The 12,943-nt window shown below is 58.7% G+C and carries 12 protein-coding genes; 8 read left to right on the top strand and 4 right to left on the bottom strand.

Features of this window, described 5'->3' with window-relative positions; translation table 11 throughout:
• Positions 1-31: 31 nt before the first annotated feature.
• Together V8359_RS04555 and V8359_RS04550 are read right to left on the bottom strand one after the other, a co-directional pair.
• Positions 32-682, bottom strand: a complete 651-nt coding sequence (locus V8359_RS04555) for a response regulator transcription factor (RefSeq protein ID WP_336427528.1) — start codon at positions 680-682, stop codon at positions 32-34.
• Positions 679-2,103 (bottom strand): cache domain-containing protein, encoded by a 1,425-nt coding sequence (locus V8359_RS04550; RefSeq protein WP_336427527.1) that lies wholly within the window; start codon positions 2,101-2,103, stop codon positions 679-681. The genes V8359_RS04555 and V8359_RS04550 overlap by 4 nt, the downstream gene beginning before the upstream one ends.
• 223 nt (positions 2,104-2,326) lie before the next feature.
• On the opposite strand from V8359_RS04550, the gene V8359_RS04545 reads away from it, so the two are divergent.
• The 3 genes from V8359_RS04545 to V8359_RS04535 all read left to right on the top strand — a co-directional run bounded on the left by V8359_RS04545 (position 2,327) and on the right by V8359_RS04535 (position 6,847).
• Positions 2,327-3,409, top strand: coding sequence for a TRAP transporter substrate-binding protein (locus V8359_RS04545; RefSeq protein WP_336427526.1), 1,083 nt, complete (start codon positions 2,327-2,329; stop codon positions 3,407-3,409).
• A gap of 136 nt (positions 3,410-3,545) precedes the next feature.
• Positions 3,546-4,418 (top strand): TRAP transporter small permease subunit, encoded by an 873-nt coding sequence (locus V8359_RS04540; RefSeq protein WP_336427525.1) that lies wholly within the window; start codon positions 3,546-3,548, stop codon positions 4,416-4,418.
• A 74-nt stretch (positions 4,419-4,492) separates the two neighbouring features.
• Entirely contained in the window at positions 4,493-6,847 is a 2,355-nt protein-coding gene (locus V8359_RS04535; RefSeq protein ID WP_336427524.1) for a TRAP transporter large permease subunit, read from the top strand.
• Between the two features lie 56 nt (positions 6,848-6,903).
• On the opposite strand, the gene V8359_RS04530 is transcribed toward V8359_RS04535, so the two are convergent.
• On the bottom strand, positions 6,904-7,362 hold the full coding sequence (locus tag V8359_RS04530; RefSeq protein WP_336427523.1) for an Lrp/AsnC family transcriptional regulator: 459 nt from the start codon (positions 7,360-7,362) through the stop codon (positions 6,904-6,906).
• Positions 7,363-7,479: 117 nt separating this feature from the next.
• Here V8359_RS04530 and V8359_RS04525 point away from each other — a divergent pair, with 117 nt between their 5' ends.
• A complete protein-coding gene (locus tag V8359_RS04525) occupies positions 7,480-7,686 on the top strand; it encodes a DUF6356 family protein (RefSeq protein WP_336427522.1) in 207 nt (68 codons plus the stop codon).
• Positions 7,687-7,807: 121 nt separating this feature from the next.
• Positions 7,808-8,527: a type 1 glutamine amidotransferase gene (locus tag V8359_RS04520; protein WP_336427521.1), complete on the top strand. Its 720-nt coding sequence runs from the start codon at positions 7,808-7,810 to the stop codon at positions 8,525-8,527.
• A gap of 3 nt (positions 8,528-8,530) precedes the next feature.
• Here the strand turns inward: V8359_RS04520 and V8359_RS04515 are convergent, their stop codons facing one another.
• The gene (locus V8359_RS04515; protein ID WP_336427520.1) at positions 8,531-9,205 is read right to left on the bottom strand and encodes a FadR/GntR family transcriptional regulator; all 675 of its coding nucleotides are present in this window, start codon (positions 9,203-9,205) and stop codon (positions 8,531-8,533) included.
• 339 nt (positions 9,206-9,544) lie between these two features.
• Between V8359_RS04515 and V8359_RS04510 the strand changes: the two genes are divergently transcribed.
• The 3 genes from V8359_RS04510 (at position 9,545) to V8359_RS04500 (ending at position 12,900) form a co-directional block, all read left to right on the top strand.
• The gene (locus tag V8359_RS04510) at positions 9,545-11,023 is read left to right on the top strand and encodes a glutamine synthetase family protein (protein ID WP_336427519.1); all 1,479 of its coding nucleotides are present in this window, start codon (positions 9,545-9,547) and stop codon (positions 11,021-11,023) included.
• Between the two features lie 84 nt (positions 11,024-11,107).
• Entirely contained in the window at positions 11,108-12,043 is a 936-nt protein-coding gene (locus V8359_RS04505) for a glutamine amidotransferase (protein ID WP_336427517.1), read from the top strand.
• Positions 12,031-12,900, top strand: coding sequence for a GXGXG motif-containing protein (locus V8359_RS04500; protein WP_336427516.1), 870 nt, complete (start codon positions 12,031-12,033; stop codon positions 12,898-12,900). The genes V8359_RS04505 and V8359_RS04500 overlap by 13 nt, the downstream gene beginning before the upstream one ends.
• Positions 12,901-12,943: the final 43 nt, after the last annotated feature.

The raw sequence follows: 12,943 nt of genomic DNA, 5'->3' as shown, positions 1-12,943 counted from the left end.
GGTGCGGGGCACGGTATCTTTGAGCGCCTTGTCAGAGGCTGACCCCGGTGCCCTGCAAAACCCCATGTTCCATGGCATAGCGGGTCAATCCGGCGGTCGAGCTGATCCCCAGCTTGCGCTTGATGTTCTTGCGATGGGTTTCGACAGTGCGCACCGATATGTCGAGGGCGAGAGCCACATCCTTGTTTGACCGGCCCTGCGCCAGTTGCAGCAGGATCGCCTGTTCGCGATTGGTAAGTTGTTCGCGCGCGCCTGGACCGCCCGGCGGGGTGAGCGAGCCTTGGGCCCCGGTGCATAGGTATCGCTCGCCGCGCATGACGGCGTCGATGGCCAGCTTGATCTCGTCGGTGGGCACATCCTTGAGCACATAACCCATGGCACCGTGACTGAGCGCCGAGGAGATGTATTCGGGGCTGTCATGCATGGTCAGGATGAGGATGCGCGTCTCGGGGCGGCGTTCGAGGATGATCTCGGTGGTGGAGAGACCGCCGAGCCCGGGCATGTTCAGATCAAGAAGGATCACGTCCGGGGACAGGGCCTCGACCTGTTCGATGATCTGCTGTCCGTCCGACAGCGTGGCGATGACGCAAATATCGTCAAAGGTTTCGAGGATGGCCTCAACCCCTTCGGTCACCATGGGATGATCATCGACGATCACGATACGTGTGGGGGATTTTGTCATGCGGTGGCTTTCGTGTCGGGGCTGTCATCTTCTGGCGGAAGCATATGCGACAGAGGGACCGATGCTTCAATGATCGTGCCGCTGCCAGAGGACAGAAGACGCAGCGTTCCGTTAAGCCGGTCGATGCGTTCCTGCATGTTGCGCAGGCCAAGGCCCGGTCGTGACTTTGCGTCGTCGGGGGCATTCTGCATCCCGGTGCCGTTGTCGGAGATGCGCATCGTCGCGCCGCCCTGATGGCCGCGCACATCGAGTGTTACATGTGTGGCGCCCGCGTGGCGCTCGATGTTTGTCAATGCCTCTTGCGCGATGCGGTAGAGCGCGATCTTGGCCTCGGGGTCAAGCCGGTTGCGGAAAACGACCGTGGTGAAAGCGGTCTCGATGCCGGTGCGTTTCCCGAAATCTTCGATCAGCGCCTTGAGCGTCGGCCCGAGACCGAGATCATCAAGGGTGCCGGGGCGTAGATCGCGGCTGATGCGGCGGACCTCCTGAATGGCGCCGGCAAGATGGGTGATCCCCTTGTCGAGGCTTTGCGCCGCCCGAGTATCGCCCGTTTCAGTTCTGCGCCGCGCCAGATCGAGCGCATAGCGCACGCCGACAAGGATTTGGCTGATCCCGTCGTGCAATTCGCGCGCGACGCGCCCACGCTCTTCCTCCTGTGCGTCGAACACCCGTTGGGTCAGGGCCTTGAGCTTGGCATCGGCGAGGCGTCGTTCGCGCAGGGTGATGAAAAGGCCTGAGGTGAACACCAAAAGCAGCGCGGCGATGGCAAAGCCACCGATGAAGACGAAGGTCCGGCGCACCCGTGCTTCGACGTCGGCGCGCGACGCAGCCACCGACGCCAGCACGTCATCGACAAACACGCCCGTGCCAACCGCCCACCGCCAATCCTGAAGCCCGATCACATAGGTGACCATGCGGGCTGTCTCTCCGGTCGAGGGCTTGACCCATTCATAGCTGTGATAGCCGCTGCCATTTCGGGCCAGACGGATCAACTCGTCGGTGATCGGCGTGCCCGATGTGTCGGTGAGCCCCGACCAGTTGCGCCCGATAAGGTCGGTATGGCGCGGCGCGACAAGGTTGTTGCCGTCGTAATCGAACACAAAGAAATACCCGTCCTGCCCATACAGCATGGATGACAGGATTTGTGTGACAAGCAGCTTGGCGTTCTCGTCATCGGGGGCGGCACGCCCATAGATATTGACGAACGAGGTGCGCGCCATGGCGAGATAGTTCTTCAATTCCTTGCGCTTGGCCTCCAGAAGCTGGGTCTCAAGCGCCGCGATCTCGCGTTCGGCCAGCTTGTGAGACTGAAGCGTGACAAATATGGAAATCACAACCGCAGCCAGTATGAATGGCAGGGTGGCGGTCAGAAAAAGCTTCTGTCCGTAGTTCTGCCAAAGTCTGCCAGCCGAAAAATTCATGTCGGATCGTTACGACAAATCGTCAGAAATTCCTAGTATCCACAGCGGTTTTGCCAGCGGGTTATGGTTGATTGGTAAAATTTTCTGACCTGATCAAACGTTTCTACGCAGTAGTCGGTATTCCCAAGGTTCGACTCTGGCAGTAGTGTCCTGACCACTCGTAACGATCCGCGTCCGGCTTCGGTCATGACGCTCATAAAACTTACTGGGAGGAAAACCAAACATGGATCGTCGTTCTTTTCTGAAAAATACCACGCTGGGCGGCTCGGCCGCGGCGGCGGCTTCGCTTGCGGCACCGGCTTATGCGCAGGGCAACCGCAAACTGACCATGGTCACAACCTGGGGTCGTGGCCTTGCCGGTGTGTTCGACGCCGCGCAGCGCGTGGCCGACAGTGTCAATGCGATGGCCGACGGTCAATTGACCATCGAGGTCAAAGGGGCCGGTGAGCTTGTCGGTGCGTTCGAGGTTTTTGACGCGGTGACAGCCGGACAAGCGGACATGTATCACGGTGCGGATTACTATTTTGTCGGTCAGCACCCGTCCTATGCGTTCTTTACATCGGTGCCGTTCGGAATGACCGCACAGGAGCTGGCCAACTGGTACTATCATGATGGCGGTGCAGGTTTTCACGACGAACTTGGCCAGATTTTCGGCCTGAAATCCTTCCTTGCCGGGAACACCGGCGCGCAGGCGGGCGGCTGGTTCTCGAAGGAGATCAACGGCCCCGAGGATTTCAACGGCCTCAAGTTCCGCATGCCCGGCCTTGGTGGCAAGGCGCTTGGCAAACTTGGTGCATCGGTTCAGAACCTGCCGGGGGCCGAAGTCTATCAGGCGCTGGCGTCGGGTGCGATCGACGGAACCGAGTGGATCGGACCGTGGGCCGATGAGAAGGCCGGTTTCCAGGAGATCACCAAGATCTACTATACCGCTGGCTTCCACGAGCCGGGCGCGGGTCTGTCTGTCGGTGTGAACCGCGATACGTTCATGGATCTGACCGCACCACAGCAAAAGATCGTCGAGATCGCCTGTGCCGAAGCTCACCAATGGAACCTGGCGCAATTCCTGTCGAACAACGGCGCGGCGCTTCAGCGTCTGCAATCGAGCGGTGTTCAGACGCGTGAGTTCCCCAATTCGGTCTGGGATGCGTTCGGCGAGGCCGCGGATGCCGTCCATCAGGAAAACATGGGCGACGACATCTACAAACGTATCTACGACAGCTATACGGCATCGCTGGAATCCTCCTCGGAGTGGATACAGAAATCGGATGGTGTCTATACCGCACAGCGCAACCGCGTGCTGGGCTAGGTCACCCGGTGATGCGGGCGGCGCTTGGGATAGCGGCGCCCGCAAATCTCGCGCAACCGGGTGCGACGTGCGGATCGGACAGTCTCCGTGGGCATCCCTTGGCGCCAAACTGACACCCACTGGGTGAGGGGAGAAGATGCTCGACTTCGTTTTCGAGGGTTACCAGTTCGTTGTGACGCACTGGTTCGACTGGCTCTATTGGACCGGATCGCCCGAAGATAAAGAAAGCCTGATGCGCGTCATCTACTATGGCGGCTCAAAGGAGTTTCTTTTCGTCGTCATGGGGCTTTTTGCCCTGTCCACGGGGATCGGCCTCGTGGCCAACCGGTTCATGTGGGGATGCGTCTGGATTCTCGAAGGCTTCGCCAACATGGTGGGCCGGTTCTTTGCTTGGGCCGGGCTTTTGATGGTGATCCAACAGATCGTCATCGTGTTCCTTCAGCGGGTATTCGTGCGCCCCGATATCGGCATCGGGTTTGGCATTCCGCTTCAGATGGATATCAGTTGGTGGGCCGAGGAGCTCAAGCTTTATAACGCGCTCGTGGTGTGCCTCTGCGCCACCTACACTTTCGTGCAGGGTGGGCATGTGCGGGTCGACCTGATCTATTCCGCCGTGAGTTTCCGCACCAAGCGGATCATCGACATGTTCGGCAGCCTTGTTTTCATGATGCCCGCCGCAATTCTGACGTGGATGTACGGGTGGTATTTCATGTGGCGGCACCTGATCACGCCCAAGCCATCGGCAAGCGATACGCTGGACCGGCTTTTATTGAAATCGCGGGCGGTGCGCTGGAACGTCGAGACGATCGGGTTCAGTCCGAACGGCTTTAACGGGTATTTCCTGTTCAAGGTGCTGCTCGTGCTCTTTACCGTGATGGTTTTTCTTCAGGCGATCGCCTTTTTCTACCGCTCGTTCCTTGAGTGGAAAGAAGGGCCGGTGAGCGAGGGAAAGTATCTTGACCGGGATACGCTCGGGGCCGGCGAAGAAGCCTATGAGGGAACACATTGATGACGCGGTTGGGGACAACGCGAAACCCGGGCAACCGGATCAGACCGTCGCGCGCGGCATAAGGGGCAGGGGACATGCTTTTTGGACTTGATGGCGTCGAGATAGGGCTGATCATCGTATTTTTGTGCCTCTTCGGGGGCATCCTTTCGGGCTTTCCGGTGGCTTTTTCCATTGGGGGCGCCGGGGTTATCGCCTTTGCTATCATTGCGGCGCTCGACAGTTCGGGCCTGCTTATTCATCAGGCGATCGACACATCGAGCGCTGACTACCGCGCGCTTGTGGCCGAGGGTGTGAAACAGGAGACCATATCGGTTTTCCGATACCCGGACTTGCCACGAATAGGCGAGTCGGTCTTTCCGCGCGGCTGGGAAAGCGCGCTTGACCGCAACGTGTCATTCATCGTCAACCGCATGAACGAACGGGTTCTGGCCGGCCAGTCGATCGAGACTTTGCTTGCGGTGCTGATGTTCGTGCTGATGGGCATCACGCTGGAACGGTCCAAGATTGCCAATGATCTGCTGACCACCATGGCGCGCGTATTCGGGCCGCTTCCGGGCGGACTGGCCGTGTCGGTCGTGGTTGTGGGGGCGTTTCTTGCCGCGTCCACGGGCATCGTGGGCGCCACCGTGGTGACCATGGGCTTGCTCAGCTTGCCCACCATGCTGCGCCACAACTACAGCCCCGAGATCGCCACCGGCGTTATTGCTGCAAGTGGCACGCTGGGACAGATCATCCCGCCTTCGATCGTGATCGTGCTTTTGGGCACTCTGGCGGGTGATCTTTATTCCGTGGCGCAGGAAAATCGCGCCATTGAGGCGGGCTGTTCCGACGCGCTGACATATCTTGGCGAACCGGCGGTCGTCTCGGTTGGGACGTTGTTTCAGGCGGCGCTGCTGCCCGGGATCATGCTGGCGCTTCTCTATGGGCTTTATGCCTTTGGATATGCGCTGGTGAATCCGTCCAAGGCGCCGGCGGTGTCGATGGGCGGCGGCGGCAGCGAAGCGACGACGCGGGGTGAAAAGTTCACGTGGTTCCTCGGCATTCCCATCGCACTTGTGGCGGGTCTGCTGATTGCCGGGCAAATCGGTGTGGTTGGAAGCCAGGATGTCACGGTCAACAGCTTCAGTTCACGGGGGGAGGGGGCCTCGCTGCGCACCAGTGTCAGCCCCGATTGCCAAGCCGCGATGATCGAACTGCATGGCCAGAGCGCATGGGATGCCGCCGTGGCCGAGCAGGCCGAGATCGAAGCACAGGGCGGCGTGGTCGAGAGCGTGGAACTGACCGAAGAGCAGATCGCTCAGGCCATCGAGGACAAGAAAGAAGCGGCGGCACCGATTGGCACAGGGGTGTCGGTCATCTTCCTTCTCTTCGCGCTCATCCTGACCTTTGGCCGCGGCATCGCGCCATCGGGTGATCCGCGCCCACTTGTCATCGGCGCGATAGGTGTGATCCTCGGGCTGATGGTGGATATCTTGCTCATCAGTCCGGCAATGAGTCCGGGGGCAAGCACACTTCTGCTGCTCATACCGATGGGGCTTGCGCTTTATGGCGCGTCGCACGCGGCGGCGCGTCTTGCCCGGAACGAACTGATCAGCGTGGTCTTTCCGCCGCTTGTCCTGATTATCGCGGTGCTGGGGTCGATCCTTGGGGGGATCACCAATCCGACGCCGGCCGCCGCGCTTGGTGCGGGCGGGGCGATCATGCTGGCCGCCTATCGCAAGCTCAAGGATCAGGAACGCTCAGGCAAGGTGATCATCTGGGCGACGCTCGCGATTGTCGTCGCGATCCTGCTGGGGATGAATTTCGACCTCAGGATCAATGTCGAGGACGTGGCCTTCGAGACATGGGCCGCGTTCGCGGTGGCCAAGATCGCTTATCTTTATGCGCTTTTCGGCCTGCTGTTCAGTTGCTGGGTGCTCTTTTCCGGCGGCATTCTTACCCCGGTGGTCCGCGAGACGGCCAAGGTGACGAGCATGGTCTTTACCATTCTCATCGGCTCTCAGCTTCTCAATCTCGTGGTGATCAGCTTTGGCGGGGAGCATTACATTCAGCAGTTCCTGCGCAGCTTTGACAATGAGTTCAAGGTCTTCCTCATCGTGATGCTGGTTCTGTTCATTCTGGGATTTGTGCTCGATTTCCTCGAGATCATTTACATCGTCATCCCCATTGTGGGGCCGGTCATCTATGGCGGCTCCTTCGATCCCAAATGGGTGACGATCATGATCGCGGTGAACCTGCAAACCTCGTTCCTGACGCCACCATTCGGATTTGCGCTCTTCTATCTACGAGGGGTCGCGCCGAAGGGGGTTACGACCGGGCACATATATCGCGGTGTGGCGCCCTTCGTGATCATTCAGGTGGTGGGGCTGTCGATCCTATGGTTCTTCCCCGGGATCGTGACAATCGTGCCGGCATTGATCCCGAACTGACCGGGGGCGGGTGCAACACGACCGCGGCCCGGAGATGATCCGGGCCGTGCGCTGTTTCAAAGCGGTAATTCGGTGGTGTCCTTGATTTCTTCCATTACGAAGCTGGCCGAGACATCGCCCATCGGCACGCGGGAGATGAGCCGCTGATAGAGGCGATCATAGTCGCCCATGTCCGAGACGCGCGCGCGAATGAGATAATCCAACTCTCCCGTCATGCGGTAGACGCTCTGAATCTCGGGCATGGCACGGGTTGCGCGGGCAAACGCCTCAAGCCAGTCGGCATCGTGCCGTTCGGCCTTGATCTGCATGAAAACGGTGAGCCCAAGCCCCAACTTGCCGGGGTCGAGCAGGGCAACACGCGCCCGGATCAATCCGGCCTCGTCCATTGTGCGGATACGGCGCCAGCAGGCGTTGCGGGACAGGCCGACCTTGTCGCCAAGCGCGTCGAGGCTGATCGTCGCGTCGCGTTGCAGAATGGTGAGGATTCGCCGATTAGTTTCATCAATATTGCGCATAAATCCACAATATTGGGAATGTTTCTCAAAGAATAGTCATGAAGTAGATATTTTGGGATATAGTCACGGAGGATAGCGCTTAATCTGACCCTGATCACGGAAACAGGAGAACAGGCCATGATGAAACGCGTATTCCTTGACCATCCGCATAGCGTTGACGAGAGCTATGCAGAACATGCCCGCTTTGCCGGAGGATTTGCACTCAGGCTGTTTGCTGCCGGGGGCTGCGCGCTGGTACATGCGATCATTCCCGCCGCGTTCGAAAAGACCGCGAGCCGCATGATCGCGGATATGTACGAGCGTACGCATGGGCGCGGGCGCTAAGCGCATCATGACAGTCAGCCGGTCTTGGATCGGAAACATCGGTTTGGGCTTATGACGGGATTCAGGCACTTGCGCGCCGGAGCCGCGCGCGCATAGGGTCTGCCCTGAGAGGGAGACCGTCATGAAGATTCTTGTTCTGCAACATGAGAAAGTCGAACACCCCGGTATCTTCCGGCAGTTCCTGGCCGAGGACGGCCATAGCTGGGACGCGGTCGAACTTGATGCGGGAGAGACGCTTCCGTCGCTGGATGGATATGATGCGCTGTGGGTCATGGGCGGGCCGCAGGACGTCTGGCAGGAAGACAAGTATCCGTGGCTGGCAAATGAAAAGGCGTTCATCCGCGAGGCCGTCGAAGAACGCGGGCTACCGTTTCTGGGTCTGTGTCTTGGCCATCAACTTCTGGCCGAGGCGTTGGGCGGCGAAGTGAAGCCGTCCGAGACGCCCGAGATCGGCATCATGGACGTGCAACTGACCGAGGCCGGGGCCTCCGGTGTCTTTTTCGACGGCGTGCCGGAAAGGTTCGACAGCCTGCAATGGCATTCGGCAGAAGTGACCAAGATGCCGCCCGGTGCTCAATGTCTTGCCACGTCGCCGGCCTGTGTCGTGCAGGCGATGAAATGGGGGACACGCGCCTATTCCACGCAGTTCCATGTCGAAATTGAGGACGATACCGTTGCCAACTGGGCCAACATACCGGAATATCGTGATGCGCTGCACGACGCGCTTGGTCGGGATGGAACGGCCCAGATGACCCGCAAAGCCAAAGAGGGCATGACGGGTTTCAACGAGATCGCGGAGCGTCTTTACATCAACTGGCTCCAGTCCGCCGCGCAAGCCTGAAGATCAGGCATCGGCGGCGCGTGTCAGTGACAGGCGCGCGGTTTCCAAATGCTCTTTCATCTGGTTGGCCGCCCGCTCGGGTTCGCGCGCGCGGATCGCATCAATGATCTGACGGTGTTGAATATTGTATTGATGGATGATCTCGGGGCCAAGCGTGAGTTGCCGCATCCGTGTCCATTCATCCATCGAGCGCACCGAGTTGATCTGGCTGATCACCCAGATCAACAGATTGTTGCCTGTTGACGTGGCCAGCGCCCGGTGAAAGGCGGTGTCCGCCTCGGCGAAGGCACGTGGATCATGGACGGAATTCTCCATTTGATCGCAAAGCGCTTCCATCTGTTCGAAATCCGGGTGGCGGCCATGCAGGACGCTAAGGCGGCATAGATGCGGTTCAAGCGCGAAGCGGGCGTCAATAAGTTCAAGCGGATTGGCGGTCTCGACCGCATGGACAGTCTGATCACTGCCCTGATGGGTGACGTAGGTTCCGCTTCCCGGTCTGGTTGAAATCAGACCCTCGCGTTCAAGCTGAATAAGGGCTTCGCGTAACGTGTTGCGGGCTACGCCATAGGTTTCGGCCATCTGACGCGATGCGGGCAACCGCTCATGCTGACGGTAGGTCCCCTTCGAGATTTCGCGACGAATAAGCGCCGCAATGTCAGTGGAGCCAAGTTTGCTCATAAGAGTCCTTTCGTGGTGTGATCCAATTTTGATCCAAAATGGGTGTAATGTCCAGAAAATTTGGCGGATTGGCTCAAAAAAGGTTGCTTATTGGATCGATTCCTTTTTAACGTAACTTCAATCGGAGAATTTGGTTCGCCGAGCTTGTCATAAATTCGCATTGGACCTGCCAGATATGCGTATTCCATCGCCAATACAGGACAGCAATAGCGTATTTTCGCGCTCTGTGGCGCTTTGCCAACGAAGAAAGCAAGGCTAGCATACGAAAACCGAAACTGAACCACGCCATCATAAGAAGCGGCGCGAAGACCGCGGAACGACCAGCAAGGAGTGAAGACATTGGCCGAAACTGACCTCGAAAGATTTGTAGACGCGCCCGGACGCGACGAGAAGATCAAGGAAGTCCGCAAGATGATCGATGCCAAGGGCATCGAATACCTATACCTGCAATTCGTGTCCGTCACCGGCAAGATCATGGGCAAGGGTATCCCGTCAGACCACTGGGAAAGCATTGCCCAAAAGGGCTTTCAGCTGGTTTATGGCGCGACGATGAACCTGTTTACCAACCGTGCGGGAGAATACCTCGGCTATGGCCCCGAGGCCGCCGAGTTGATCGGTATTCCCGAGCCGGAGACCTTCATGCAGTTGCCATGGGCGCCGCAAATCGGGCGCTTCTACTGCACCTTGTTCCGCAACCGCGAGGAAAAGGAAAATCCGGGTGGCTATCTTACGGCCGATAGCCGCGGGAACCTTCGCCGGATGCACGAAGAGTTCGAGAAGAAACATGGTCGCAAGCTGCGCATCGGAACCGAGCCCGAAATGATGTGGCTCAAGTTCGATGAGAACGGCAAGCCGCGGGATGGGTATTCCAAGCCGTTTTGCTATCACATCGATCAGTTTGAGAGCCTGCGCCCTGTCAGTATGCAGGTGATCCGCTACGCCCGCAAAATGGGTCTCGACATGATCCAGGGCGACCACGAGGACGCGCCCGGCCAGCTTGAGCTGAACTGGATGTTCGACGACGTGCTGCGCAATGCAGACCGTTTGACCACCTATCGTCAGATTTGCGCGCAAGTCGCCCGCGAACACGGCATTTTCGCCTGTTTCATGTCCAAGCCCTTCATGGGTGTGTCGGCCAGCGGCTGCCACCACAACATGAGCCTGTGGCGCGGCGGCGAAGACAAGTTCGTCAAATGCGGCAATGATCCCGACGATCTTCCGGGGATGGCCGACAACTATATGTATGTCCGGGGCGGCGACAACACGTTCATGCCGGATAATGATGATCCGCAGATGCCCGGCAAAGAGGGGCTCGAAGCGATTGGCGGCGTCGTGCATCACCTTCAGGCGCTGACTGCTGTCGGGTGTTCGACTGTCAACAGTTATCGCAGGCTTTGGGATACAGGCTTCTGGGCGCCGGTCTTTGCCGACTGGGGTTTCCAGAACCGGACCACGGGTCTTCGGGTTTCGGCACCGGGCCGGTTTGAATACCGGTCGGTGGACAGCATGGTGAACCCCTATTTGATGGGCTCCACGCTTCTGGCCGCGATGGATGACGGCATCGACAACAAGCTTGATCCCGGTGAGCCGGAAGAGCGCAACATCTATGATGCGATCAATGATGGCAAGGATGTCAAGAAACTGCCCATGAGCCTGGGCGAGGCGTTGGAGTTCCTGCGCAACGACGAGGTGGTGCAGCGCGGCATGCCGGGCGAGATGTATCGCCTGTTCGACGAGTACAAGCACGACGAATACGCGCGCTTCATGTCCACTGTCACCGATTGGGACAAGGACACCTACATGGAATGCCTGCCCTAAAGGCATTTCAGTAAATCAAGGGCGGCAGGCCTGACCTGCCGCCGAAAAAGCAACGCAACCTGACGCTAAGGAGGCGCATTCAAGATGTGCGGAATTGCAGGATTGATTCACAAGGGCAAAAGCAGCTCGGTCGGGTCCGAAATGACCGCGATGCTGCAAGCCCTTAAACACCGCGGGCCGGACAGCACCGGATATGCGGTCTATGGCGAGCCGACCGAGGGCGATTATATCATGCGCCTCAAGGTGGCCGAAGCCGAGGACATGGAGAGAGGTCGCGGCGTCCACAAGGTGATCGAGGACCGTATCACCGAGGTCGAGACGATCCTCGCGGAACACGGCGCCGTGATAAAGTCAAAGGACGCGCCCCGGGAATACTCGCTTCGTTACGTGATCACCCATCCCGGTGACGCCGGCGAGATGGCGGCGCATATTGAAGAGACCGAAGGCGTCGAGATCCTCAGCATGGGCAACGGCCTTGAACTGATCAAGGATCTTGGCGATGCGTCGGTTGTTGCCGCGGCTTACGGGCTCAATGACTTTCAGGGCACGCATGGCATCGGGCATACCCGTATGGCGACCGAATCCGACGTGGATATCAAATCCGCGCACCCCTACTGGGCGTTTCCCTATAACGACGTATCGGTCGTGCATAACGGCCAGATCACGAACTATTGGATCATGCGCCGCGAGATGGAGCGCAAGGGTCACAGGTTCATGTCGAACTGCGATTCCGAGTTGCTGGCGGTCTACACCGCACACAACCTTGCGAACGGCATCAGCCTGGAAGACAGCCTGCGCCAGTCGATCGGCGAAATTGACGGTGTGTTCACCTATCTCGTCGCGACCAAGGATCAGCTTGGCATGGCCAAGGACACGATGGCCGCGAAACCGCTGGTTCTTTACGAAAGCGATGATCTGATCGCCATGGCCTCGGAAGAGGTGGCGATCCGCGCGATCCTTCCCGAAGAGATCGACACGTATGACCCGTATGATGAGGAGGTCCGGGTATGGCAAGCGTAAGCGACGCAGAACTGAAACAGATGACGCAGGACGAGCGTGCCAAAGCGCTTGGAATGACGACCGAACAACTTACCGGCAAATCGCTGTATGTTGAATTTGATCCCGAAGCCGAAGAGAGGTTCACCTATCCCTGGGCGCCGGATGTCGATTTCAACAAGCGGACCGAGATTGACACCGACGATATGTCCACAACCGAGGTCAACAGCCGCATTCGCGAGTTGATGGCCGAAGGGTATGGCACGATCGTGCTTAAGAATCCGCGGGGCAAACACTCGCTCGGGGTGGGGATATTGTCCAAGCTGAATCTGATCATCGAAGGATCGACCGGGTATTTCGGCGTGGGTCTTATCGACGGCCCGAACGTGCGGATTACCGGCCGTGTCGGCTGGTCCTGTGGCGAAAACATGATGTCGGGCACGATCCTGATCGAAAAGAACGCCGGGAGCACCTTCGGCGCGGCCATTCGTGGCGGTGATCTTGTGTGCCGCGGCTCGGTCGGGTCGCGGACTGGCATCGACCAGAAAGGCGGCACGATCATCGTTGGTGGTGACACCGGCGCGTTGAGTGGTTTCATGATGCAGCGTGGCCGGATGGTGGTTTGCGGCAATGCCGGTAAAAACCTCGGTGACTCGATGTATGACGGCACGATCTATGTCGGCGGCGATATAAAATCGCTCGGCGTGGACGCGGTTGAGGCGGAGTTGACCGATCTGGACAAGAAATGGCTGACCCGGAAGCTCACGCAATACGGCCTGATGCCCGACAAGGGGGTGGATCACTTCTCCAAGGTCGTCGCTGGCAAGCAGCTTTGGAACTACGACAACCTCGAACCATCCGAGAAGAAGCTCATTCTTTGATCGGTGGGCGGAAACCTTATCCTGCATCGACGGCGCAGGATGG

The organism is Roseovarius sp. E0-M6, assembly GCF_037083845.1.
GTDB lineage: Bacteria > Pseudomonadota > Alphaproteobacteria > Rhodobacterales > Rhodobacteraceae > Roseovarius.
The sequence above is the reverse complement of the archived record's forward strand: the minus strand, read 5'-3'. Positions and strand labels throughout refer to the sequence as shown.